Raw genomic sequence first — 24,767 nt, 5'->3', positions numbered from 1 at the left:
TTGGGTAGACTGCGGCGTTTCCTGCCGCGGCGTGCGGCCAATTGAGGACCATTCATGGCCGACGCCCCCGCCAACGCTTCCGTCTCGCTCGCCGAACGCATCGACAACGCGCTGACGCCGGTCAGCGATTTCGTCTCCTCAATCATCTTTTATTCCGTGGACGTCCTCGGCGTCTCGCTGCCCCTCGTCGTCATCTGGCTGATGGCGGCGGCGGTGATCATCACCTTTTCGCTCGGCTTCATCAATTTGCGCGGTTTCCGCCACGCCTGGTCGCTGGTTCTCAACCCGCGCGACCAGGAGGGCGCTCATGGCGAGATTTCGCATTTTCAGGCGCTTTCCTCCGCGCTATCGGGCACGGTCGGCCTCGGCAATATCGCGTCGGTGCCAGTCGCCATCGCGATTGGCGGACCCGGCGCCGTCTTTTGGATGATTTTCGCCGGGTTTTTCGGCATGTCGTCGAAATTCGCCGAATGCGCTCTCGCCGTGAAGTACCGCAAGGTCCGGCCCGACGGCTCCACCCTCGGCGGGCCCATGTACTATATCGAGGAAGTCTTCCGGCGCCTCGGCATGAAGACCCTCGGCAAGGGGGCGGCGATTTTCTTCGCGGTGATGGCCATCGGCGGCTCCATTAGTGTCTTTCAGGTGAACCAGAGCCACGCGCAGTTCGCCAATGTCACTGGGCTGAACGTGCCGGTCACTTTCGGCGTCATCATGGCGGCGGGAGTCGCCTATGTGGTGCTCGGCGGCATAAGGCGCATCGGCAAGGTGACCGGCATTCTCGTGCCGCTGATGGGCGCGGTGTACCTTGCCGCCGGACTGGTCATCATCATGATGAACATCACGGCGGTGCCCGATGCGATTTCGACCATTTTCAAGAGCGCTTTCGGGCTTGAAGCCGCCGGCGGCGGGTTCATCGGCGCGCTCATCAACGGCATTCGCCGCGCAACCTATTCCAACGAAGCCGGCGTCGGATCGGCGGCCATCGCCCACTCGGCGGTGAAGACCAACGAGCCTTTGACCGAAGGCTATGTGGCGCTGCTCGAACCCTTCATCGACACGATTGTCGTGTGCACCATCACCGCGCTGGTCGTCATCGTCACCGGCGCCTACGAGCCTTACCTTTACGCCGAGAATATTGTCGGCATCGAAATCACGTCGGCGGCCTATGCGAGCGCCTTTTCCTGGTTTCCCTATATCCTGCTGGTCGCCTCAACGCTGTTCGCGTTCACGACGCTCGTCAGCTGGGCGTTTTACGGTGCGCAGGCCGCCGTCTATCTTTTCGGCGACACGAAACGCGTCGACGTGACCTTCAAGCTGGCGCTGTGTCTTGCGCTCTCAACCGGCGCCGCCGTATCGCTGTCGTCGATCATCAACTTCATCGACTCCATGCTGTTCGGCATGTGCATTCCGAATATCATCGCGCTTTATCTGCTGCTGCCAGAACTGAAGCGCGACGTGAAAACCTACAAGGCGAAATACGGGGTCTAAGCGCGCGGATGCGCCTTGTCGAAAACCTTCAAGAGGTTTTCCCGGTCGATCTTCGTATAGCGCTGTGTCGCGGCGAGCGATGAATGGCCCAAAAGCTCCTGAATGGCGCGAAGGTCGCCACCAGCGGACAACAGATGCGTTGCAAAGCCGTGCCGCAAAGCATGGGGCGTCGCTGAGTCGGGCAAATTCAACGCAGCGCGCAGCTTGGCCATGGTGCGCTGTGCGAGCGTCGCCGACAAAGGCTTGCCGCGCGTCGAAAAGAACAGAGGATCGTCCGCTTCCCCGCCATAGGGGCAAAGCTTCTGATAGACTTCCACCGCCTCCCGCGCGGCAGGCACGACGGGAACGAGACGCGTCTTCGCCCCCTTGCCTTTAATCCGTACCGTTTCGGCCAACGGCGCATCGGACCACCGCAAAGACAGCGCCTCGGAAATGCGCAGACCTACGCCGTACAGCAGGGTGATCAGGGCCGCATCCCGCGCCTGCTCCCAATTCTCCTTGCGCGATGATGTCTTCATGGTCGCCGCAGCGTCGATCAATGCTTCGGCGTCCGCTTCCGTCACCGGGCGCGGCAGGCGTTCTTTCGCTTTCGGACCGCGCATGACGCTGATGGCGTCATTCTCCACATCGGCGCGCCGCCCCAGAAATTTGTAAAAGGTTTTCAGCGCCGAGAGTTCTAGCTTCAGCGAGGGCGGTCCGAGACCTTCATTGCGTCGTTGGGCGAGATAGGCGCGAAAGTCTCTGGTCTCGAGCCGGGCGAGATCGCCGAGCGTCACAGCGCCGCCAACATGACCCGCTAGAAACGCCTCGAAACGCGACAGCGTCGCCGCATAATTCCGGAGCGTATAGGCGCTGGCGCGCTTTTCCGACTTCAGATAGCGCTCGAACGCGCCTCGCCAATGGGCGAGCGAGTTTTCATCGCTGATATTCGTTTGCGCCATAGTCCTAAAACGCCGCGGCGAAGGTTAAGAAAGCCTTTACAGGGCCGCCAGCGCCGCAAGATCGGCGCGCAACTCAGCAATTCCCTCGCCTTTTTCCGACGAAGTCGCGCGCACCACAGGGTGCGCGGCGGGGCGTTTCACGATCTGCTGCGCCGTCGCCTCGATCAGTTTTTCCAGCGCCGTCGGTTTCACCTTGTCGGTCTTGGTGAGGACGATCTGGTAATTTACCGCCGCCTCGTCGAGCAAATCCATGACCTCATGATCGGCCTGTTTGAGGCCGTGGCGGGAATCAACAAGCACGCAGACTCGGCGCAACACCGACCGGCCGCGCAGGAAATCGCGCGTCAGTTTGGTCCACTGCTCCACATCTTTTCGCGGCGCCTTGGCGTAGCCATAGCCCGGCAGATCGACGAGTCTGATCACGCTCTCGAGGTCGAAATAGTTGATTTCCCGCGTGCGTCCCGGCGTGTTCGAAGCGCGTGCGAGCCCGTTCTGGCCCGTGAGCGCATTGAGGAGAGTCGACTTGCCCACATTGGAGCGGCCGGCGAACGCCACTTCTGCAGGCCCTTCATCCGGCAGCGTTTCCAGACTGACGACGCCAAGCATGAATTCGGCGCGCCGGGCGAACATCAGCCGGCCCGCCTCAATCTGTTGCGGTGTGAACTTCTCGGCCGAGGTCACTTCACGTCGCCGGCGGCGTCGGCGCTTTTCTTCGCCCAGGGCAGTTTCAGCCGCTGGCCGAGTTCAACTTTCACGCCGTTTTTCTTCATGATGTACCATTGCTGGAGAATGCCGAGCGTCGTGTTCCAGAACCAGTAGAGCACAAGGCCCGCCGCGAAGGGCGCAAAGATGAAGACAAAGATGAACGGCATGAACGCGAAAACCTGCGCCTGAACCGGGTCGGCCGGCGGCGGGTTAAGCTTTGTCTGGAACCACATGGCGACGCCCATGAGGACCGGCAGGAAACCAATGCCCAGAATGCCGCCGATGAGGGGCAGCGCGGTTGGGTCATATGGCAACAAACCGAAGAGGTTGAAGATCGTCGTCGGATCGGGAGCCGCGAGATCGTCAATGTAGAGAAACGGCTGGTGGCGCAATTCAATCGTGACAAAAAGCGTCTTATAAAGAGCGTAAAAGATTGGCATCTGCAACAGGATCGGAAAACACCCGGCCAGCGGATTCATTTTTTCCTTCTTGTAGAGCGCCATCATCTCCTGCTGGAGCTTCATCTTGTCGTCTTTGTAGCGGTCCTGAAGCTTTTTCACTTCAGGCTGCAGCTTCTTCATCTTCGACATGGACTCATAGCCCTTGTTCGCGACCGGGAACAAAATCAGCTTGATGACCAGGGTCAGGAGAAGAATGGCGACGCCGAAATTCCCGGTAAGGTCGCCGAAGAAATTAAGCGTGTAAAAAATCGGCCGCGTCAGAAAGAAGAAATGGCCCCAGTCCACGGCCTTGTCGAAATCATAAACGCCGAGCCCGCCATCCTCCGGCTTCGCCTCATAGGATTGCAGGATGTCCACATCCTTCGGACCACCGAACATGTAGGACTTCATGGCTTTTGTTTCGTCCGGCGCCAGCGAAATCGCCGGCATGGCGTAAAACGCCTCGAAGATCGGCTTGTCCGTCGTGCCGCGATTGGCGAGCGTTGCTTCGATTTCCGCATCCGCCGGCGGAATGGAGGCGGCGAGCCAGAATTTGTTGGTGACGCCGACCCAGCCGCCAACCCCGCTTTCTTCGATCTTGGCGTTCTTGTTTTTCTTGAGCTTGTTATATTTGCGCTCGTAAAGCTTAGTCCCGATGACGCCCAGAGGTCCCTCATGAAGGATCATGAAGTTACGATAGTCTTCCGGCGTATTGCGCTGTGTGACCGTCGCATAGGGTCGAAGGCTTTTCGTTTCCCCTGAAGTGTTGGTGACGCTTTGCGTCACCGTAAACATGTAGCGCTCGTCCACGGAAATCGTTTTTTCGAAAGTGAGCCCGTTGCTTTCCCGCGTCAGAGTCACTGGGGTGGACGGCGTCAGAACAGCGCCTTCCGGGGCGGTCCATGGCGCGCCGGCCTGCGTGTCGGCGCCGATCGCCCAGCCCTGTTGCATGAAATGGCCATGTTCGGTTTCCGCCGGGCTGAGAAGGCGGATCGGCGGGCTGTTCTCTTCATCCGTGGTCTCGTGATATTGCAGCAGGATAAGATCGTCGAAACGCCCGCCCTTGAGATTGATAGAGCCTTGAAGAGTTGGCGTCTTGATCGGCACGCGCCCGGCGGATTTGGCGATCGCATCCTCGACCGTCAGCGCGGCTTCTTCGCCGGCGAGACCGCCAATATCGGGATCCATGTTTTGCGCCGCCTGTTCGGCCTGCTCGGCGGCGCGCGCCTGGCGCGCGGCTTGTTCTGCGTCGCGCTGGGGGCTCAAGACCAGATAGTCCCAGAGGAGAAACACGCCGAAGGAAAGGACGATCGCCAAGATCAGATTGCGGTCCATGAAAAATCCCGATGAGATGCTGGAAAAGCCGCGGGCCGTCCCGCTTTGATCCGTTGCTATGTAGGGTTGCGGGGAAGCCTTAAAAGGGCGCGCTTCATATCGTCAAGCAACGCTTCGAAATTGCGGTCATAAGCCGCTTTCCGGGCGATGAGAACATAGTCGGTCCCTGGAGCGGCGTGAGCGGGGAAAATCTCTCGCGCCGCGGCCCGAAGCCGCCGCCTTATGCGGTTGCGGATGACCGCCCCGCCAAGCTTTTTGGTGACAGTAAGGCCGAGCCGGGCCGCGAGACCGTTTTCAGGGTTTTTCCGGGCGAGCATCAGGAAAGACGCGCTCTGGGCCTTGTCGGCGTCCCGCATCGCCAGAAAGTCCTGACGTTTTTTGATGACGCCCATGGGAGTTCCCGCTGGCGCGAGCCTAGGTGCTTGATTCGATTTTGTTTTCTTCGCCAGAGCTTAAGCGGAGAGCCGTTTGCGGCCCTTAGAACGTCGCGCAGCCAGAACCTTGCGGCCGCCCTTGGTCGCTTTGCGCGCGCGGAAGCCGTGACGGCGCTTGCGCTTCAGCCGGCTCGGTTGATAGGTCCGTTTCATCGTTCGATCCTCAAAGACGGGTATTCAAGCGGCGCGCGCCGCGAATGTTCAAGAGCGGGGGGAGATAGACCGCCGTCGAACCGTCGTCAACAGCAGATCAGGCGGAATCCGGCCATTTGCGGCGAAATCGCCAATTCCCGCCCGGGGCGGGCGATTTCGCGCGGTTGTGACCGCAGGAGGGCCTGCCGTGAGCGGCAATTCCGGGCCATACCGTCTAGGAATGCCTGGCCCGCCCGCCAATCCCAAATTGAGCGGGGCCCCGCTATACTGTCCCCGATACCCGAAAGGCTTCATTTTTGTCCGAATCCCCTTCCCCCGCAAAAAGTCCGGTCCGGCGTCTTTTGCCGCTGATCGTGATCGCGGCGGCGCTCGCCGCCTTTTTCGCGCTTGGTCTCCACCGCTATTTCACCCTCGACGCTCTCCGCGATAATCGCGAGGCCCTGCGCGCCTGGGTGGCGAACGATCCCCTGCTGGCCTCCGCCCTATTTTTCATCGCCTACGCCGCAGCAGTGGCGATTTCCTTTCCCGGCGCCAGCATCCTTACGATTTTCGGCGGCTATCTCTTCGGTCTGTGGATCGGAACCCCGCTGATCGTTTTCGCTGCGACCCTTGGCGCGACGATTATTTTCCTCGCCGCGCGAACCGCGCTCAGCGATTATCTGTCGAAACGGGCCGGCGGTCTCGCGAAACGAATGGAAAAGGGTTTTCGCGAGGGCGAACTTTCCTACATGTTCATTCTGCGGCTGGCGCCGGTGTTTCCATTCTGGGGAGTCAATATCGCGGCTGGCCTTCTCGGCGTCTCGCTGCGAAATTTCGTCATCGGCACTTTCTTCGGTATCATTCCAGGCTCCTTTGTTTATGCGAGCATCGGCGCAGCGGCCGGCGCCGCCTTCGACGCCGGCGAGGACATTTCACTTGCGGGCGTTCTGTTAAAACCGGAAACCTTGACGCCGATTGCCGGCCTCATCGTGCTGGCGCTGATCCCCGTTTTTCTGAAACGCAAAGCCGCGCCGGGAACGCAATAATCATGGCAGAAACTATCAAAGCCGATCTTGGCATCATCGGCGCGGGTTCCGGCGGGCTCTCCGTCGCCGCGGGCACCGCCATGCTCGGACGCAAAGTCGTGTTGATTGAAAAAGGCGAGATGGGCGGTGATTGCCTCAATACGGGCTGCGTGCCGTCAAAGGCGCTCATCGCCGCCGCAGCACGCGCAGAAGAGATGCGCGATGCGAAAAAATTCGGGATTGCGGGCGTCGACCCGAAAATCGATTTCGCCGCGGTGATGGATCACGTTCACGGCGTTATCAAATCCATTGCGCCGATTGACAGCCAAGAAAGATTTGAAGGGCTTGGCGTCACTGTCATCCGCGAGCACGCTTCTTTCACTGGCCCACGCGAGGTGAAGGCGGGCGACACTCTTATCAAGGCGAAACATTTCGTTATCGCCACGGGATCGACGCCTTTCGTTCCGCCGATTCCGGGCCTCGATAGTGTTCCCTATTTCACCAACGAAACGCTGTTCGAGAACCGCATACTGCCCGATCATCTCATCATCATCGGCGGCGGACCCATCGGCATTGAAATGGCGCAGGCGTTTCGCCGCCTTGGCGCGAAAGTCACCGTCATCGAAGGCGATAAGATTCTCGGCCGCGAAGATCCGGAGCTTGCCGACATCGTCCGCGCACGGCTCGTCAAGGAAGGCGTCGAGCTGGTCGAAAGCGGCAAGGCGGAAAAGGTCGAGAAAACCCCCTCCGGCGTGAGCGTCACCGTGGGCGCGCGCACCATCGAAGGCTCGCATCTTCTCGTCGCTGTCGGGCGCAAACCGACGGTCGGCGGAATGAATCTGGAGGCCGCAGGCGTCGATTACGATGCGAAGGGTCTAAAGACCGACAGCCGCCTCAGGACGACGAACAAGCGCGTCTATGCGGCGGGCGATGTCGCCGGCGGGCGGCAGTTCACCCATGTGGCGGGCTATCACGCCAGCGTGCTTGTCCGGAACATCCTTTTCAAAGTGCCGTCGAAGAATAACGAACAGCTCGCCCCCCGCGTCACCTATTGCGACCCAGAGCTGGCGCAGGTCGGCCTCACTGAAGCACAAGCGAGAGAGCGCCACGGCGACATCAAGGTCGCACGCTGGCCGTTCTCGCAGAACGACCGCGCCGAGGCGGAACGCGATACTCAGGGGCTCATTAAAATCATTACCGACAAAAAGGGGCGCATTCTCGGCGCTGGCATTGTCGGGCGCGGCGCAGGCGATCTTCTGCAACCTTGTACGCTCGCCATATCGTCAAAGCTCAAAATCCGCGCCTTCACCGACATGATCGCACCTTATCCCACTCGCAGCGAAGCGGCGAAACGCGCCGCCGGCGCCTGGTATTCGGAGACGCTCTTTTCCGACCGCACGAAATTTCTGGTGCGGCTACTTTCCATATTAGACTAGGCCCATGAAAGCCGGATTCGCCAAACACTCGCTCTCGACGAAACTTCTCTTGCTCACAATTGTGTTCGTTTTTGTGGCGGAATTTGTCGTTCTGGTGCCCTCCATTGCGAAACAGCGCCGGGACTGGTTCATGATCCGGTTCGAGGAAGCTTATCTCGCGAGCCTTGCGCTCGAGGGCCCTAGGCAAGGCGCCGCCGATGAAACGCTTGTGCGGCAGCTTTTCTCCACCGCGAATATTCTCGGCGTCACCATAAACAGCGACGATATGCGCATGCTCATCCTTGCGCCCGAAATCAATCCCCATGGATCGCCTAACATGTTGCGCGTCGACCTCACCCGAGAAAACAGCATGGATATGATCCGCCACGCCTGGACCTCCTTGTTCTCACGCGGCGACAATCTCATTCAAGCGACCGGAGAGCCACAATTCGCCACTGGTCAAACCGTCGACATCATCGTCTCCCAGAAGGCCTTGCGCGAAGATCTTTACGCCTATGCCCGCAATATCTTTCTCCTCTCCCTTATTATTTCCACGCTGACGGCGGGCCTTGTCTACTGGGCGCTTAATCGCATGATCGTGCGGCCTGTGAAGCGGCTTACGGAAAACATCATCGCATTTGACGCCGACCCCGAAAACGCCCTCGGGATTTTGCAGCCCTCGGGCCGCAAGGACGAAATCGGCGCCGCGGAAGAAAGCCTTGCGGCCATGGAAAAAAGTGTGCGCGATCTTCTCGGCGAGCGTCGCCGGCTCGCCGCACTGGGCGCCGGCATTTCCAAGATCAGTCATGATCTGCGCAATATCCTTGCCTCCGCGCAATTGATGTCGGATCGCCTTGCGAAATCCGACGACCCGAGCGTCAGGAAACTCTCGCCGCGCCTGATCTCGGCGCTCGACCGCGCCATTGCCTTAAGCCGCGACACGCTGACTTTCGGACGAATGGAGACGCGCCTGCTTTCGAAGTCGCCATTCTCGCTTCACGAACTTGTAGGGGAAGTCTTCGACGACACGGCGGCCATGGGCGTCACCGCGCAAAACAACGCGCCGGAAACCCTGTCCATTAACGCGGACAGAACGCAGCTTTATCGCGCGCTCTTCAATCTCGTCAGAAACGCGGTCGACGCCATCACGGAAATTCCCGATGTGGAAGGTGCCGTCACCATCGAAGCTCAGGTTGAAAACGGCGCGGTCGCGATTTTCATCGCCGATACAGGACCAGGCCTGCCAGACCACGCCAAGGCCGACCTGTTCGAACCCTTCAAAGGCTCGCAAAAGCCCGGCGGCTCCGGTCTTGGCGTCGCCATCGCGGCGGAAATCGTCCGCGCCCATGGCGGCGCGCTGACGCTCGAGAAAAGCGACGAGACGGGAGCGATCTTCCGCATCACCCTCCCCGGGGCGGCCGCGTAACTATTTCGCCTCGACCTCGCCAGTGAGCCAGACGCCTTCGCGCCGCGGATCAGCGCCGCCGTCATAAGAGCCATCCGGCAGGCGCTTGAAGATATGAACGCCGCTATTGAGCTCGCGGGTTTCGACAGGATGGCCCATTGCCTTCAAACCCTCGATAATCTGGTTGTCGAACCCGTCTGTTTCGAGCATGGGCGCGCCGCGCGGATAGACCGCGTTCGGATAGTTCACTGCGTCCTGCGCCGACATGTTCCAGTCGATCATGGCGATCAGCGTCTTCGCCACATAGCCGATGATCGCCGGGCCGCCAGGCGAGCCGGCCGCGGCCCAGACCTCGCCGTCTTCATTAAAGACGATGGCCGGCGCCATGGAGCTGCGCGGACGTTTTCCCCCGGCGACGGCATTCGCCACCGGCTTGCCGTCGCGCACCGGCAGGAAAGAAAAGTCCGTAAGCTGATTGTTCAAAACCATGCCGCCCGCCATCTGGTGGCTGCCGAAAGCGAACTCCACCGTTGTCGTCATGGAAACCACATTGCCCTCGCCATCGACGATGACGAAATGGCTGGTCGAGGGGGGCTCCGGGGACGCATCGGCGCCATAGCGTTTCCACTTGCCCGCCCCGTCTTCAATCTCAAATTGCGACGGATCGCCCGCCTCGACGGTTTCAGCGGCCTTCGTCTTGTCGATCAGGGCGGCGCGCGCATCGAGATAGGCAGGGTTCAACAGCCCCGCGATTACCGCCGCCGGAGCAAGCCCCTCTTCCTCTCCCGCCAGCGCCTCATTGTCGGCGAGATATTCGTTGCGGTCCGCATAAGCGAGGCGCGACGCCTCAAACAGCAAATGCAGCGCTTCAATCGAGCCTGCGCCGGCGCCCGCCATGTCGAACTTTTCAAGCAGCGCCAGAATCTGCAGCAGCGTCACGCCGCCGGAGCTTGGCGGCGCCATGGAGCAAATCTGATAGGCGCGATAGGGTCCGCAAACGGGATCGATCTTCACCGCCGTGTAACTAGAAAGATCTTCGAGGGTCATGCCGCCGGGATTAGGCGCAGAATTGACGGCCTCAACGATCTCCTCGGCGATGGCGCCTTCATAAAAAGCGTCGGCGCCGCCCTCCGCCACCGCCTTCAAGGTTTCAGCGTAAGCGGGATTTTTCAGAATATGCCCTACGGGCCATGGCGCGCCGTCGTCGCTGTAAAAATAGTCGGCGGCCGCCGGCATCTGTTTCAGACGCGGGATACGCGCCAGAAGACCGTTGAGGCGCGGTGACACTTTGAAGCCCTCTTCGGACAAGGCGATCGCCGCTTCAAAATCTTCAGCCCAGAGAAGCTTGCCATGTTCATTATGGGCGAGTTCCAGCATAGCGACGGCCCCAGGAACGCCGATGGAAAGTCCGCCCGCAACGGCGTCGTAAAAATTCATGGGCTCGCCATTTTCGGTGAGAAACCGGTCCGGCGTCGCCGAGGCCGGCGCCGTCTCGCGGCCATTATAGGTTTCGAGGAGACCAGACTTGGCGTCATAGTGGATCATGAAAGCGCCGCCCCCGAGCCCCGAGGATTGGGGCTCTACAAGGCCAAGCACGGTTTGCGTCGCAATGGCGGCGTCGACGGCCGAGCCGCCTTTTTTGAGGATTGCCGCCCCCGCCTCCGCCGCGTAAGGGTTCGCTGCGGCGATGAACCAACGGCCCGGCGCCGGCTCAGCATCGGCAGCCTCTGTGGCCGGGATTTGCGCTCCGGCTTCAGCGAGTTGCGCCGTGCTTTCAGAGGCGCCCTCGCGCCCGCAAGCCCCTGTCAGCGCTGCGAAGGCCACCGCCACAAAGCCTGCCGCCCAAAGCCGTTTCATCACGCTCGTCATCCTGCGTCCTTCCGCTTGTCTCTCGCCGTCGGCTCATACATACGCGAGGGCGCGAAGGCTTTCGACCCCCCGGCGCGAGGACATATGCGCCGGATTTGAGAGTCTCGGAATCGAGTATTTTGGGGCTGTTCCCACAAAAATCGGGAAAGGGCGGATTCGGCCCCTCAAGCGCTTGCAATCGCCCCCCTCTTGGGGTTAAACCCGCGCCTCGCGCCATATGGCGCAAGCGCAGCACCCGTAGCTCAGCTGGATAGAGCACCAGACTACGAATCTGGGGGTCAGGAGTTCGAATCTCTTCGGGTGCGCCATTTCGTTTTCAAGGTCAAAACTCCCCCCGCCGCCGCCCTTAAGCCTTTGAATTACTTCAAAAGGCAGGGTGGGTAATGCGGTTCTAAATCCCTCTCCGCGTTGATAGGAAAGACGCTTGGCGAAGGTGAGGTTGCGGACCCTTTTCTCGTCCGGCAGATCAACCTCAAGCCACAGTTTTACGGGGCTTTTCAGGAAAGCGAAGGCGTGCGTCCGGCAGATATGATGCCTATCGCGACGAAAACAAATACCATCTTCATCGATTTGAACATTTCTCAATCTCCGAAAAGATGTAACGGATACGCCCCTATCCAACTCATTACTCAGGCTGCTTTTTCAAAACATTCATGTTCCACTGTTTCGTAACATTGCCGTATAAAAAAGACACCCGACCATAATTATGAGACCGAAACCGCTTGCGAGTATAATCTCCCGCCCATAATCGCGAGCAAGTGCGGCGGCGATGATGGCTGTGAGCGCCCATATGACAGTGGCGACGTAGGGGAACTGCCCTTTTGAAAAGAAGAAGATCGTTACAGCGCAAATCAATGCGGCCCCCAACGAAAGCACTCCGTAGAATTCCCGGGACAAGCCAAATCGATCAAAACCATATTGCGGCGCGACCTCTGCAATATTGACGAAAGTTGCACAAGTGATCCACCCCGCATAAAGCGCAAATGGCAGTATGGCAAACCACCAGTCCGGCGAGGAATTCACTAGGCCAGATCGTCCCGCCATGATCAGGACTGCCGCCGCGGATAAGGTCATAATCGCAATTAAAGGCATTGTTGCCCAAAGCGGGCCATACTTCGCTGCAGCAAGCCAGAGCGTGGATCCAACATACAGCATCAGTGCAAAAATCGCGGCTTGACCCGTTACAGGGTTGGCGCGACCTGCAGGCGTGACCTGCCATACAGCATAAACAAGAGCGCCAATATAGATCAGCCCCCATATTGAAAAGGCGTATCCTGCCGGTTCAATTAGAGACGGCTCGCCCTGCCTGAGACGGCCCCCATTTGAGCCGAACGGATTTATAAAAAATGGCGCGGAGATTTGGATTACCGCCGCAAGCAACACGAGAAATCGCATCTTTAATTCCTTTGTAAATACTACGTTGCTGCAGGTAATTTGGACCGACACGACGCCCCACCCTTGCCGCGGCTTTTGTCCTCTTCTGATTATAAGTCTCATAAAACGCCGATATGCCCGCCATCAAATTGCGGCTGATGAGCACGCAAATGTTCATCGGAGGTTGAGCAATCCGTTAAGCAACTGCGTTCGTACAATTCCCGGTGTGTTACGCCGCACTGACGGACCTATAAATAGAAAGCGGTCACAAGCTGATGAAAACGAAGTCAAAATTGCTTACCATGCTTTGCGAGCGGATTACCGGTGGAACATTACACATTATATCTCCCTCAGGTGAAAAACTCTCATTCGGCGAAGGCGCGCCAGAAGTGGAGCTTGTCATTCGCGACTGGTCGGCTCTTTCGATGGCGCTGATCCGCGGCGATGTCGGATTTGGCGAAGCCTATGTCAAAGGATTTTGGGACAGCAACGATGTTGAAGCGCTGCTGCGTCTCTTTCTTGAAAACGAGTCGATCAGCCTTGGCGCGTCGGGTGGGACGTTTGCGAGCAGAATTTTTTACAGAAGTTTGAACGCATTCCAGCGGCGCAATACCCGCGCCGGCAGTTCGCGCAATATCCGCGCACATTATGATGTCGGCAATGACTTCTACCGCCTTTGGCTTGATGACAGCATGACCTATTCTAGTGCGCTTTTTGGCAGCGAAAATGAGTCACTGGAACAAGCGCAAGAACGAAAAAACACTCGTCTCCTCTCTCAGCTGCCAAAAACCGCTGAGCGCATCCTCGAAATCGGATGCGGATGGGGCGGTTTTGCGCAGCAAGCCACTGCTGAGGGGCGGTTCGTCACCGGCGTGACAGTGTCGCCGGCGCAATATGATTACGCAACAAGAAGGCTTGGGCGGGCCGCAGATATCAGGCTTCAAGACTACCGCGACATCAATGGAAAATTCGACTCAATCGTATCTGTGGAAATGATTGAAGCTGTTGGCGAGGCTTACTGGCCGCGCTATTTCCGAACACTGAAGGACCGCCTTACAGAAGGTGGTGTTGCGGCGCTGCAGGTCATCCTCGTCAATGACCAGACCTTCCCCCGATATCGCAGACAATCAGACTTTATCCGTCAGTATATTTTTCCAGGCGGCATGCTCGTGCCCCCTTCCAAGATCAGGAAACTCGCAGGCGATAGCGGCCTTGAAATTCTTGATTTCCATAGATTCGGTAAAGATTACGCCCGCACGTTGCGAGAATGGAAAAAGCGGTTTTCAGAGAATGAAACTGCGATGCGCAAACTCGGCTATGGTTGTCAAACGCGCAGAAGCTGGCGATATTATTTTGATTTTTGCGCCGCCGGCTTTTCTCACGGCGAACACATTGACGTTGCACAGATATCTATTGTGAATCATGCGTAGCTGATCGACATTTTCCATATCCTCCAACACTGCTGCAAGCATCTGTTAGAAGGAAGATGCAAAGCGAAGTTTTTTTACTGTTTCGCAGCAAACGTAACGATATCGTTGTCGCTGGCGCACTGAAGGGCGTTTGCAGCTACAAATTCTCCACATCCGTCTGTTTCCTTAACTCGTGGCCAATGCGCAGACTGGCGGTAGCCCATTGGAACAGGTGCGTTGCGGCGGCATTCGGCGGACTCCGGCTTGTAGTAGCTACATGACATACATTGTCCCATATTGATCCTCCACGAAAGATTAGCGCTTACAAAAAGGCGCCGCCATCCAATACTCGGATGGCGGCTTCATGAGCCTCTGTGCGGCCCGGAAGGGCGGGAGGACGCGAAGGCTCATGGGGGGCTTAGAAGGAAAAACGAAGACCGGCTTCTATGATCGAGGTCTTGTTCTCGATATCAAATCTGGCGGAGAACAGATCAGCATCAACCTCAACATCGCTGGTGGCGCGATACCGGTAACCCACTGTCAAATCGAGAGACGGAGAGACCGCATACGCAACACCGGCCATCGCCTGATAAGCGAAGACGGACGCGTCGTCCTGAATGATCGCAACGCCTGATGGCGAGTAGTCGACATCAGCGAAGCCCACCCCGGCGCCGCCACCGATATAGGGGGTCAGACGACCGCCGGTGTCGATATCATAAAAGACATTGGCCATGACAAAGAGCGTACTCACATCTCCACGTCCGTCCGCCACAAGATCGCCGACAGATACGCCGATATTGGGCGAGCCTGTGATGAGCACGCCTGCGTCTTCGCCGTCGAGGGCGATGCCCCCGGCCGAAACGCCGCTGTGCGCATCCACGCCGTTAGATTGATAAGCCACCTCGACTTCACCGCGAAGCCATCCGAAATCCTTGCCGATTGCGCCGGCAAAAGCGTACCCCGTGTCAAATTCGGTTTCCCAGCCGACATCGGTTCCATCCGGCAATACGGCCCCGGCCGGAACAGTCGTTCCCTCGCCAGTGGTGAAAGCGCCCACAAAGGCGCCCTCATTGTCCGAATTGTTCAACAAGGATACGCCGCCGGAAGCGGAGACGTAGTAATCCTGCGCTTGCGCTCCGCCCATAGAAAGCGCGGCAAGTGATGCGCAAAGTGTTGCCGTTTTTATCAACTGCATCTTGTGTCTCCCTAAATCATGAATGTCAAAAAAGGCATTACGGCATAATGACGGCGTCAATGACGTGGATCACGCCGTTCGACGTTTTGATGTCAGCCTGGATGACAGAAGCTCCATCGATTTTCACGCCATCCGTTGCATCGACGGAGGCCGTGCTGCCTTCAACGGTTTTCACATCGAGCGTCTTTCCAGCAATATCCGACGACATAACGGCGCCGGGAATGACGTGATAGGTAAGGATTGAAACAAGTTTATCCTTGTTTTCCGGCTTCAACAGAGTTTCAACTGTTCCTTCGGGCAGTTTTGCGAAGGCGTCATCGGTTGGCGCGAAAACAGTGAACGGCCCTTCGCTGCGCAGAGTGGCTTCCAGTCCGGCGGCCTGCACGGCTACGACCAGGGTGTTGAACGATCCCGCGGCAATCGCCGTGTCGACAATGTCAGATTTTTGTTTTGCGGATTTATGATGATCGGCAAATGCTGGTGAAACAGACATGGCGGCTGCCGCAGCCAGGGCTGCGACGGGTTTCCAGAATGTCATACAAGTCCTTTCCAAGGGGCGAAAATGAAACACGCTTTTTCTACGTCTTACGAAAACGGACGGATGAGAGGAGCGATGCGATTTTTTGATCGCAAAAAGTTGATCTGGTCGGCGAAGCGCGTCGTAGAAGACCTATGAGAAAACCATCCTCCGTGATTATTACCGGCGCATCGAGCGGTATCGGTAAAGCTTTGGCCTTGCATTATTTGAGGAATGGAGCTTTCGTCGGCGTATGCGGACGAAACGAAGCACGGCTTTGCGAAATCTATCAACAATTTCCCAAAGCGACGCCTCTGGTGTTCGATGTCACTGATCGGGAAAGCGCCTCCTCACAACTCGGTGAATACATTCGTTCCGAGGGAACTCTCGATCTGGTCGTACTCAATGCGGGCGATCATCGATCAACTGACGGAATCGATTTCAATGTAAGCGACTACACGCACCTCATGCGCGTTAACTATTTCGGCATCGTCAATTGTCTGGAGCCAGTCATTGAAGCCATGACGGCACAAAGGTCGGGCGTGATCGCCTTGATGGGCTCGCTTGCAGGTCGTACCGGCCTTACCCATGCGGGGGCTTATTGCGCTTCAAAAGCTGCTGTCCTGCGACTGGCGGAGACCCTGCATGTCGAGCTTGAAGGCTTGGGGATTGACGTTCGTCTTATTTCACCGGGATTCGTAAAGACGCCGCTGACTGACCGTAACGAATTTCCAATGCCGTTTCTCATGAGCGAGGAGGAGGCGGTGAAGCGCATCTGGCGCGGTCTTGAAACCAACCGGTTTGAAATCGCTTTTCCGGCGCGGCTCGCCTTACTGATCCGGCTCCTTTCATTATTGCCGCGTCCGCTTTACTTCAGAGCGCTGAGGGGCATGCTTCGGAAAGACAGAGATGTCTAGGCGGCCATAGCTGGATCTGCAGAAGACGCGGCGGTTATTGTCATTACGCGAATGCCGCCAAGGCTGACATAGCCGATATTTTCTACTCCGCCATCTTCTTGCAGCCTGAACAGGTCCCGATAACGAAATCTAAAAGTCCCCAACTTGATCTTGTAGATAAGCGTCATGGCGTTTTCGTTATCGAGTCGAGCCGGCGCGATTTGCTCGACATCGGGACCTTCCACCGCAAGCCCGCCTTTGGCGTCCACAAGACGCCACTCGCGCTGTTGCGTTTCTCCATCGTCAAAACAGATCGTTTCGGAAAAGCAGAGTTCGCCCTCTCGGATTACGCCAAGGGAATGGATAGAAAACCGCCTTTGGATCAAACCGAAAAGCCCGCGCACGCTTCCTTCCCAGCGCCGCTCGCCGCCAAGGCACGCTGTGGCGAAAGCCATTTGCTCTGATTTGCTAATCGGTTTCGCTCTCGCCGATTGAATATCGTCATATCCGTCCATGAATCGCCTCTTGCCTTAACGCCTTTTTCCTCTTGTCCAATGCAACGAGCCTGGCCGGGTTATCGCCCGCTTCTGCTTGATAGGTCGGGGCCGGCCTGAATTTCGCTCCCTTCATGAAAAGCAGCAGCGCTTCCCAGTATATGGCGGCAATAACGCCTAGAGTCATGAAGGGGAATGCAACCAGGATTTTCAAAGATTGCAGTTGCGTCGCCGGACGCCGCTTGGCGGCCAGACGTGCCTTCAGCGCGACATCTCCCTCACGTCCGAGATAATCGATCGCCAGTCCAACTGTCTCGCATGGAGGTCGAAGCCAGAACCTGTAACCGCCGTCGACATCGAAGAATGGCGAAACGTAAAAAGTCTTTCGGCATTCATGCGTGTATCGTTCCCCTTTGGCCTGCGCTTTAGCAAGGTAAAATTTCCGGCCGCCGAACGTGTTGTTCACTTCGTATAAGATATGATGAAGCGCGCCTCGTCGGTCATAAAAGAGATAGACTGAGATCGGGTTGAAAACATAGCCAAACATGCGCGGCAAGGTGAGGAGTTCGATGCGTGCGCAATCCGCCTCCACGCCCTGAGCTTTCAGGAATTCGCGCGCCCAACGCGCAAGATCGGTGGCGCCGCCTTGGCCATGATCCTTCGCCAGCACGCACATCAGGCCGGACCGTCCAAGCCCCAAAAGCCGGGAGCCGCGCCTTGGTCCGTTCATCTCATCGAGATCGATCAACACATAGGCCAGCCGGTAGCGAAGTCTGTGTGTGGGACCGCTTAGCCGGTGGTGCGTGACGCTTCCGGTATAAAAATGTGCCTCCGTCATGCGGCCGCTTTCACTCTCCAAACAGCGTTCTCTTGCCGGGACAGCCGCTCGCGGGAGAAATCGAACTCCCACGGCCTGCGCCATGCGCTAATGCTTTCCGCAATGGCGAGCCCCGCCTGCAGCCCGTCCTCATGAAAGCCGTAGCCAAGCCACGCGCCGGCATACCAGACGCCGCCGCGTCCCTGTATCTCCCAGATGGCGCGCTGCGCTTTGGTTGCGGCGCTGTCGAACACAGGATGATCGTAAGAAAATTCAGCAATAACAGAATCCGCACGAGGGTCTTCAAAGGGATTGAGTGTGACGAAACAGTTCGTTTTTGTGTCAAGCTTTTGCAGTTCGTTCATCCAATATGTGACAGCGAGCGCGTGTTCGCCCTCGCGATGCGAGAGATAATTCCAGCTCGCCCAGGCGCGACGCCGGCGCGGCATCAAACGCTCGTCTGTGTGAAGCACCGCGCGATTGGGTTGGGTTTTGAAGTTTGATAGAATGGAGGTTTCCCTGTCGCTCCTATCATCCAGCAGGCGCGCCGCCTGCGGCGCGTGACAAGCAAAAATGATATGATCGAAGAGATGAGACTGGCCGTCGCGTGTTTGGAGCAGAATGCCTGTCGCCGTCCGGCGCACGCTTGCCACCGGCGTATTGAGAAAAATCCGGTCCGAAAAACCCGCCGTCAATTTTGGGATGTACGAAGCGCTGCCGCCTAGTATGGAGCGCCACTCAAAGGGAGAGCCTAACTCCACAAGGCCGTGATTGATAAAAAACCGGGCCAGGCTTTTTACCGGAAATTCCAGAATGGCGTTGACGGGACAGGACCAGATGGCCGCCGCCATGGGGAGGATGTGGTCCTGGATAAATGTGGCGCTGTATTTCTTGGCGTGAAGAAACTGGCCGAGCGTCACGTCGTCGCTGGAATCCGCGAGTTTGGGCGCGGAGGCGTAGAACCTCAGAATATCCGCGATCATGGCGAAGAACCTTGGCCGCGTGATGTTTTTCAGGTCGGCGAACAGCCCGGAAAGACCGCTGCTCGCATATTCAATGTCGCGCTCGCGCGCCGAAACCGAGAAATGCATTTCGGTGGCGCGGTTTCGCACGTCGAGCAGCTTAAACAGCGCTGTGAGGTTCGGATAATTCGGTTCGTTGTAAACGATAAAGCCGGTATCGACCGCAACCGGCCCTTCCGGCGCGTCAAAGGTCACTGTGTTTGTGTGCCCGCCGATATAGGCGTTTTTCTCAAAAACGGTTACATCGCAATCACGGTACAGCCCCCAGGCTGCGCCAAGCCCTGCTATGCCGGCTCCGATAATGCCAATTCTGGGCCGCTGTGGTCCAATGCAGGCTGTCTTCAGGACCAAATTATCGTTAAATTTCATTGAGATCTCTTGGATATGGGCTGGCCGCTTATATACGCAGGAGCGCTGGCAATGGATGAGGTGATCCAGATGGTGCGGCTGAGCGTAAAGATACCGGGAGGCGGCGATGAGTTTAATGCCGGAACCGGGAAAACCAGAAAGCCGGACGGCTGCCGCCGGGCCGGCTCGCATTTGCGCCATGCCCGGCCGCGCTGAAACAGACGCCGCGCTGGTGCGGCGGATAAGCGAGGAGCGTGACCGGGAGGCTCTGGACGCGCTCGCGCGCCATTACGGTCCTCGTTTGAAGGGCTGGCTGATGAATCGGGGGGAGCAGGAGCATACGGCGGAAGATATCGTGCAGGATGTAATGGTGACGGTTTGGCTGAAAGCCTCCCAGTTTAGCGAGGACCGAGGTGGGTTCTCGACATGGCTTTACCGGCTGGCGAGAAATCGCTGGATCGACCAGAAGCGTAAAAATAATCGTGTTCAGCCCACTGATTTTGAAGCGATTTCGCAACTGGCCGATGCCGTTGTGCCCGCTGTTGACGGCGATTACGACCGGCATGAAGCCGCAAAGGCAGTGCATGCGGAACTAGCGTTATTGTCGCCTGAACAAAAGCACATCCTGCATCTCGCTTTTTTTGAAGGTCTTTCTCATAGCCAGATCGCGGAGCGTACGGGCTTGGCGCTGGGAACCGTGAAAAGCCGCATCCGCGCGCCTTTGAAAAAAATGCAGTACGGTCTGAAAGCGTATTCGGAGTTCTTGAAAGATGGATAAGAGTGAGTTCCATTTTCATACCGCTGGCGAAGAGTGGCTTGCCGCATATTCCGCCGGCGTTTTGTCGGAGGCGAAAAGCCTTCTTTTGGAGTGCCAGATTGCGCTACAGCCGCATTTAGCGGCGCAACTGGCGCAGATTGACTGTATTGGCGGCGAATTTCTGGAATCCGCCAAAGGCGAGCCCCTCTCCGCAGATTTTTCCGCAAGATTGTCCGACGCGATAGCGCGTGCCGAAAATAACGCGCATTCTGCTGGCGTCGGGGAAGCCGATGCGGCGCGCGGCGCCGAAGGCTGGGCGCCGAAACCGCTGACGGCATTTCTCACGCGGTCTGAGATTTCTCTGAAGTGGAAGAAAAGCGGGCCCGGCGTATCCCGCGCCCTTTTGTCTGAAGTTAATGGCGAGCGCCTGTATCTCCTGAAATCGCGTCCCGGCATGGTGATGCCAGTTCACTCGCATAAAGGTCAGGAGTGGACCCTCGTGCTGCAGGGGGGGTATCATGTCGGCCAGAGCGCCTATGCGCGCGGCGATCTCCATTGCGAGGACGAAAGCTGCAAGCATCAGCCTGTCATTGACGACGACGGCGAGGAATGCATTTCGCTTGTCGCAGATGAAGGCCGGCTTGTCTTTTCAGATCCCGTTCTTCGACTCATCCAACCCTTTCTTGGCATCTAGCTTCCGTTCCCGTGGACTCCCTACCCTGCTTGTAACGGGGGCAATGAATGCTGCTTCGGTTGCCGTTGATGAATATTTCATGACAAAGGGGCCGTCAGCCGGTCCATAAGCACGTCCCATGCGTAAGAGTTAACGTAAGGTGAAACTCAAACCATGAGGTCCTCTATGGTGCTTTTCGTGAAGTTTATAAAGACAGCTGGCGCAGCATTGGCTTTAACCGTCGCTTTCGCCGGCGCCGCTTTGGCCGCGCCGCTCACAGGCGGGGTCACGGTTGTCCAGCCGACTGCCGATTTAGGGGCGCTCGGCCTCTCCGCATCGCCGCTTGGCGATGCGTCTATCAATTCGAACGGTTTTTTTGAATTCCCCATCACCGGTGGCGATCTTGACGGCCTTGCCGGCGGCATCGAGCATGACAATTCCGGCGTCTCTCTCACCAACGGAACCGATGTGCTCGATCTCGAAAATTTCCTCATCGACACAACGACACAGCAGATTTTCGGAGACGTGTCGCTGAACAGCGCTTTCGTTGCGAATGCGCCGATATTTTCATTTAATGTCGCTCAACTCTCTTCGATAGACAGCTTGTTCGATCTCAGTAATCCCTCGCTGGAGCTCTTGTTCACCGCAACCGCCGCAGGCGTTTTGTTCGATGTTTACGGGGCGTCCGGGCTGGAAGGCGCTGTGTTTGGTCTGGCAGCCACCGCGCCCGAAATCGGTGAAGTCCCCATTCCGGCCGCATTTGGTCTGTTTGCGGCGGGCGCTGCCGGACTGGGTTGGCTCGGGCGTCGCCGCCGTTTGTCATAACCACTTGAAAAGTACAAAGTCTCGGAAGTGAAAGTTGGGAATGGCAATACACATAGACTAACTACCGTTGTCTGCTGTTGCATTGATTGTCATTCCCATTTCAGACCGTCTGCTAGGCCTAAACTTAGGAGCCATCCGAAAAGGAGAGCCCCAAGGAAAGATAGAGAAAAATACACAACCAATGTCATTTCGTCAGTACATGAAGACCGAAAAGCTCCCCCAAATATTTTAGTAATCAATAGCATATTGCTACTGCCAGGTCGCACTTTTATCGCTTACGATGCGCCATCAACATGTAAAAACCCCATCGAGCTATTCAGCGCGCTTAAGGGAAATTAGCCGACTGGCGTTTGTCGAGCGGCGCCCATAAGCGGCCAAAAAGCGCGACTTCTATTTCTAACTTGATGCCTTGATGCAAACTCCAACTCATGCACTCCAATCACCGTCCCAATGCGTCGTGAAGGAGCAATTGTGCAATATTGGGATTGGCCGCATCGCAGCGAGCATCCGTCAGTTCCCGATTGCATTTCGCAATCCATGTCCGCGGGTAGCCTCTCATGCTCTGCGCCGCTTTCGCGGATGGGGCTTTCTGTTTGAGCTTGTTCCGAACGAGCGCTAGTACAAAGCCCCATACTGAATTTTTCCTACATGCTGCTGCACATGAAGAACTCCTCGACGATATCTTATTTGATCATTCCCAAATTATCGCAAGGAACAGCGTTTAGTGCGAACGGTTAAGCTTGGATTTTTTCTTGTTCGATCAATTCCTAATTTCCATTGAAGGTTGAAAATGACGACAGCCCTAACTGTGGAAGGTTGACTGTGGCAGCGTCAAAATTCGCCCGCGCGATGTGCGCTCTGGCTTGCGCCTGCAACATACCTATCCGAGCATCCGCCGCTGCTTCTTCTCGAATATTAAGCAAAAAGAAATCACTAGCTCCATTTGCAAAACGCTCCTCTTCGGCAAGACGCATGGTTTCCGCTTGCTCTACCTCGCTCATAGCCATGGCAACTAGCTCATTCGCCGTATCCAGCTCAATAAGAATATTCTTTATTTCTGTTTCTATGCGCTCGCTTGCAAGCTTGCGCTTTTGCAAAGTCGCATTGCGTTTCGCCTCTGCCGCAATGAGCTTGCCGCGCCCTTCCCGTCGCTGCAAAGGCAAAGAAAAACGAAGCCCCACATAGGCTTCAGTTTCACCAAGAGAAGGATCGACTATTTCGTCAACGCCAAAATCCTTTGAGACTTCGGCTTTTAAATCAAGACGCGGCAACATCTGATTCCGGCGCAATTTTGCTTCGGCTTCTATACGATCAAGCGCCATTGACAGTAACTCCAACTCCGGTCGATTTCGAATCGCCTCGCTGATTACAAGAGGCGGCAACAGCTTCGCCTCGCTGTCAACGCTTAAGGGAAATACTTTTGGAAGACTGTCATCGGGCGGCGGAAGAGGAGCCCCATCTGCGCCACGATAGAATAATCCGAGTTCATTCGCCGCAGCTTCATATTCGCGGCGCGCTTCAATAACCAACCGTTGTCTGCGAATTATATTCTGCTTGTTTTCCGTAAGAAAAATAGCCGCAAGCGCCCCCCGCCGAACTTGTTCTTCAAGCCCCGTTTGACGGTCTTCTGCGATTGATAACAGGCGTTCATATACACGCAGTTGAAAACCTGATGAAACCCAGCGCCAATATGCAATGGCCGCTTGTCGCTGAACTCCAATTTTCGTCAAAAGAACATCAAGCTCAGCTTGTTGAAGCGCAAGCTGTGCGTCAACCTCCGAAAACCTTCGCTCATCGGTTGAACGGTCCCGCAACAGAGAAAATACCAAGCCAAGCCTGGCTTCACCGCCGCCAGCTGTTTCATAGGCGTTCTCGTAAACAGGAAAATTTCCTTCAGATAGACGATACCCACTATAAAAGCTTGCACCTAAAGGGCGCAAAGTTTGCCGAACTTCAGTATCCAAGACTTGACCTGAATAAAACCCCGAGACACGATCAACCGTCTCGCTAGCGATAACAAGGTCGAAAGCGCCTTGCGCTTCTATGACGCCTCCAACAGCCGCTTCGCGACGCGCAAAACTCTCAAGAATAGCCGGATAGTTCTCTGCAGAACTGATCAGGACATCCCCCAAATCTAAAGAATTGGCATCGGCATCCTGGGCAAACGATGTCTTGACTGATGACACAAGCAACAAAACGCAGGCAAGAAGAGGACGCGCATGTCTCATGAGCTAGCTCCGCTTTGCGCTGGAAATTCCGGCGGAAAATTATTCAGCTGGCGCCATAATTCATATCCTACGGAAACTTTTTCAAGGAGCACCCACCCCCTTGCGCTTGCGCCAAATCGAACATAACGCTCATCCGGCCATGGATTCGATGCCGTCTTATCTTCTGTAATAAGAATTCTAAACCTGCCATTCGCGTCCGCCGACGGATCTATCGCAGTCACCACACCCCCAAATGTGCCAATCGCTATTGACGGCCAGCCGCTGAATTGCACAACAGGCCACCCTTCGAACTGAAGACGAACTTGCGAGCCTGGACGCACCAAAGCGACATCGCGTCCGTCAATGAAAAGCTCGACCGCACGCTCAACATTTTCCGGTACGAAGGTCGCAACGACATCACCAGCATTTACAAAAGTCGCTGCATCACCCGATTGCATGCGAATTATCACGCCATCGCGTGGCGCTCTGACAATTTGCATCGACTGACGAGAGATCGTGACATCAATTCTGTTGAGTTCAGCTTCCGCGTCAGCAACTTGCGTGCGCAAAGTCTCTACTCTAATTTGGGCTTGTTCATAGTCTCGGCGTGAGGAAAGTCCTTTCTCAAAAAGGGACTTCATACGATCATAATCGAGAAGGGCGGTTTTTTCAGCTATTCTCGTCGCCTTAATTTTGGCGACAACTTGTTGTTTCTCAGCCTCTAGCCTTTCAATCAGCAACGGATCATTATCTACAATACGGACAATGGGATCGCCACTACGCACAGCGCTCCCTTCGCGCACATGCCATTCTACAATCCTGCCGGAAACCAAAGCATTGATCTCTTGGAGCCGGTCATTAGGATTTAGCGCCGTCACAATACCAGCTCCAGCGCTGGTCTGCACCCATGGCGCAAACACAAGAAAGGCTAGTGCGGTCGTAACACCAACAGAAAGCATGATAGCAACAGCCGATATCACGCGTGGCGTGCGAATAGACGCAAGCGTTTTGAAATGGCGGATATGTCGTTCGCGAAATGGCATC

At 56.7% G+C, this 24,767-nt stretch carries 23 protein-coding genes and 1 tRNA gene; 10 read left to right on the top strand and 14 right to left on the bottom strand.

Translation table 11 applies throughout. The features are described 5' to 3' along the window. The first annotated feature begins 54 nt into the window (after nt 1–54). Nucleotides 55–1,488, top strand: coding sequence for an alanine/glycine:cation symporter family protein (locus ACQY5P_RS16060; RefSeq protein WP_428407881.1), 1,434 nt, complete (start codon nt 55–57; stop codon nt 1,486–1,488). Here the strand turns inward: ACQY5P_RS16060 and ACQY5P_RS16055 are convergent. Genes ACQY5P_RS16055 through rpmH form a run of 5 tightly spaced genes read right to left on the bottom strand, consistent with a single transcriptional unit; the run spans nt 1,485 to nt 5,496 of the window. Continuing rightward, nucleotides 1,485–2,429: a tyrosine recombinase XerC gene (locus ACQY5P_RS16055; RefSeq protein ID WP_428407880.1), complete on the bottom strand. Its 945-nt coding sequence runs from the start codon at nt 2,427–2,429 to the stop codon at nt 1,485–1,487. The two genes, ACQY5P_RS16060 and ACQY5P_RS16055, sit on opposite strands and share 4 nt — an antisense overlap. 36 nt (nt 2,430–2,465) lie before the next feature. Beyond that, nucleotides 2,466–3,059, bottom strand: a complete 594-nt coding sequence (yihA, locus tag ACQY5P_RS16050; protein ID WP_428410678.1) for a ribosome biogenesis GTP-binding protein YihA/YsxC — start codon at nt 3,057–3,059, stop codon at nt 2,466–2,468. Nucleotides 3,060–3,106: 47 nt separating this feature from the next. Next, the gene (gene yidC, locus ACQY5P_RS16045) at nt 3,107–4,909 is read right to left on the bottom strand and encodes a membrane protein insertase YidC (protein ID WP_428407879.1); all 1,803 of its coding nucleotides are present in this window, start codon (nt 4,907–4,909) and stop codon (nt 3,107–3,109) included. 56 nt (nt 4,910–4,965) lie between these two features. Next, nucleotides 4,966–5,301 carry a ribonuclease P protein component gene (rnpA, locus tag ACQY5P_RS16040; protein WP_428407878.1) on the bottom strand — a complete coding sequence of 112 codons (336 nt, stop codon included), beginning with the start codon at nt 5,299–5,301 and terminating at the stop codon, nt 4,966–4,968. Nucleotides 5,302–5,361: 60 nt separating this feature from the next. Beyond that, nucleotides 5,362–5,496: a 50S ribosomal protein L34 gene (gene rpmH / locus ACQY5P_RS16035; protein WP_428407877.1), complete on the bottom strand. Its 135-nt coding sequence runs from the start codon at nt 5,494–5,496 to the stop codon at nt 5,362–5,364. Between the two features lie 296 nt (nt 5,497–5,792). On the opposite strand from rpmH, the gene ACQY5P_RS16030 reads away from it, so the two are divergent. From ACQY5P_RS16030 to ACQY5P_RS16020, 3 genes are read left to right on the top strand one after another with little or no spacing between them, the layout of a single operon-like run. After that, entirely contained in the window at nt 5,793–6,521 is a 729-nt protein-coding gene (locus ACQY5P_RS16030; protein ID WP_428407876.1) for a TVP38/TMEM64 family protein, read from the top strand. A 2-nt stretch (nt 6,522–6,523) separates the two neighbouring features. Continuing rightward, nucleotides 6,524–7,936 (top strand): dihydrolipoyl dehydrogenase family protein, encoded by a 1,413-nt coding sequence (locus ACQY5P_RS16025; protein ID WP_428407875.1) that lies wholly within the window; start codon nt 6,524–6,526, stop codon nt 7,934–7,936. 4 nt (nt 7,937–7,940) lie between these two features. Further along, on the top strand, nt 7,941–9,341 hold the full coding sequence (locus tag ACQY5P_RS16020) for a sensor histidine kinase (RefSeq protein WP_428407874.1): 1,401 nt from the start codon (nt 7,941–7,943) through the stop codon (nt 9,339–9,341). On the opposite strand, the gene ggt is transcribed toward ACQY5P_RS16020, so the two are convergent. Further along, nucleotides 9,342–11,189, bottom strand: coding sequence for a gamma-glutamyltransferase (gene ggt, locus ACQY5P_RS16015; RefSeq protein ID WP_428407873.1), 1,848 nt, complete (start codon nt 11,187–11,189; stop codon nt 9,342–9,344). 231 nt (nt 11,190–11,420) lie between these two features. On the opposite strand from ggt, the gene ACQY5P_RS16010 reads away from it, so the two are divergent. Continuing rightward, nucleotides 11,421–11,497, top strand: a tRNA-Arg gene (locus ACQY5P_RS16010). 343 nt (nt 11,498–11,840) lie between these two features. Here ACQY5P_RS16010 and ACQY5P_RS16005 read toward each other — a convergent pair. Beyond that, the gene (locus ACQY5P_RS16005) at nt 11,841–12,584 is read right to left on the bottom strand and encodes a hypothetical protein (protein WP_428407872.1); all 744 of its coding nucleotides are present in this window, start codon (nt 12,582–12,584) and stop codon (nt 11,841–11,843) included. Between the two features lie 254 nt (nt 12,585–12,838). Here ACQY5P_RS16005 and ACQY5P_RS16000 point away from each other — a divergent pair, with 254 nt between their 5' ends. Then, a complete protein-coding gene (locus ACQY5P_RS16000; RefSeq protein ID WP_428407871.1) occupies nt 12,839–13,993 on the top strand; it encodes a class I SAM-dependent methyltransferase in 1,155 nt (384 codons plus the stop codon). A gap of 397 nt (nt 13,994–14,390) precedes the next feature. Here the strand turns inward: ACQY5P_RS16000 and ACQY5P_RS15995 are convergent, their stop codons facing one another. Then, nucleotides 14,391–15,167: a P44/Msp2 family outer membrane protein gene (locus ACQY5P_RS15995; protein ID WP_428407870.1), complete on the bottom strand. Its 777-nt coding sequence runs from the start codon at nt 15,165–15,167 to the stop codon at nt 14,391–14,393. A 37-nt stretch (nt 15,168–15,204) separates the two neighbouring features. Then, the gene (locus tag ACQY5P_RS15990) at nt 15,205–15,705 is read right to left on the bottom strand and encodes a fasciclin domain-containing protein (protein WP_428407869.1); all 501 of its coding nucleotides are present in this window, start codon (nt 15,703–15,705) and stop codon (nt 15,205–15,207) included. A 134-nt stretch (nt 15,706–15,839) separates the two neighbouring features. Between ACQY5P_RS15990 and ACQY5P_RS15985 the strand changes: the two genes are divergently transcribed. Next, complete coding sequence (locus tag ACQY5P_RS15985) at nt 15,840–16,601, top strand: SDR family NAD(P)-dependent oxidoreductase (RefSeq protein WP_428407868.1); 762 nt, start codon at nt 15,840–15,842, stop codon at nt 16,599–16,601. Here ACQY5P_RS15985 and ACQY5P_RS15980 read toward each other — a convergent pair. The 3 genes from ACQY5P_RS15980 to ACQY5P_RS15970 are packed head-to-tail and all read right to left on the bottom strand — an operon-like array spanning nt 16,598 to nt 19,282. Then, nucleotides 16,598–17,095 (bottom strand): DUF3833 family protein, encoded by a 498-nt coding sequence (locus ACQY5P_RS15980; RefSeq protein ID WP_428407867.1) that lies wholly within the window; start codon nt 17,093–17,095, stop codon nt 16,598–16,600. The two genes, ACQY5P_RS15985 and ACQY5P_RS15980, sit on opposite strands and share 4 nt — an antisense overlap. Continuing rightward, nucleotides 17,082–17,912, bottom strand: a complete 831-nt coding sequence (locus tag ACQY5P_RS15975; protein WP_428407866.1) for a DUF1365 domain-containing protein — start codon at nt 17,910–17,912, stop codon at nt 17,082–17,084. The genes ACQY5P_RS15980 and ACQY5P_RS15975 overlap by 14 nt, the downstream gene beginning before the upstream one ends. After that, nucleotides 17,909–19,282 (bottom strand): NAD(P)/FAD-dependent oxidoreductase, encoded by a 1,374-nt coding sequence (locus ACQY5P_RS15970; RefSeq protein ID WP_428407865.1) that lies wholly within the window; start codon nt 19,280–19,282, stop codon nt 17,909–17,911. The genes ACQY5P_RS15975 and ACQY5P_RS15970 overlap by 4 nt, the downstream gene beginning before the upstream one ends. 106 nt (nt 19,283–19,388) lie before the next feature. Here ACQY5P_RS15970 and ACQY5P_RS15965 point away from each other — a divergent pair, with 106 nt between their 5' ends. The 3 genes from ACQY5P_RS15965 (at nt 19,389) to ACQY5P_RS15955 (ending at nt 21,516) form a co-directional block, all read left to right on the top strand. Then, entirely contained in the window at nt 19,389–20,039 is a 651-nt protein-coding gene (locus ACQY5P_RS15965; protein ID WP_428407864.1) for a sigma-70 family RNA polymerase sigma factor, read from the top strand. Then, nucleotides 20,032–20,712 (top strand): cupin domain-containing protein, encoded by a 681-nt coding sequence (locus ACQY5P_RS15960; RefSeq protein WP_428407863.1) that lies wholly within the window; start codon nt 20,032–20,034, stop codon nt 20,710–20,712. The genes ACQY5P_RS15965 and ACQY5P_RS15960 overlap by 8 nt, the downstream gene beginning before the upstream one ends. A 240-nt stretch (nt 20,713–20,952) precedes the next feature. Next, nucleotides 20,953–21,516, top strand: coding sequence for a hypothetical protein (locus ACQY5P_RS15955; protein WP_428407862.1), 564 nt, complete (start codon nt 20,953–20,955; stop codon nt 21,514–21,516). Between the two features lie 767 nt (nt 21,517–22,283). Here the strand turns inward: ACQY5P_RS15955 and ACQY5P_RS15950 are convergent. Together ACQY5P_RS15950 and ACQY5P_RS15945 are read right to left on the bottom strand one after the other, a co-directional pair. Then, nucleotides 22,284–23,744: a TolC family protein gene (locus tag ACQY5P_RS15950; RefSeq protein WP_428407861.1), complete on the bottom strand. Its 1,461-nt coding sequence runs from the start codon at nt 23,742–23,744 to the stop codon at nt 22,284–22,286. Continuing rightward, nucleotides 23,741–24,766, bottom strand: coding sequence for an efflux RND transporter periplasmic adaptor subunit (locus ACQY5P_RS15945; RefSeq protein WP_428407860.1), 1,026 nt, complete (start codon nt 24,764–24,766; stop codon nt 23,741–23,743). The genes ACQY5P_RS15950 and ACQY5P_RS15945 overlap by 4 nt, the downstream gene beginning before the upstream one ends. Nucleotide 24,767: the final 1 nt, after the last annotated feature.

The organism is Hyphococcus sp. (assembly GCF_965267305.1).
In the GTDB taxonomy this organism is placed as follows: Bacteria; Pseudomonadota; Alphaproteobacteria; order Caulobacterales; family Parvularculaceae; genus Hyphococcus.
Note: the sequence above shows the minus strand (reverse complement) of the source record. Positions and strands in the feature narration are given on the sequence as shown.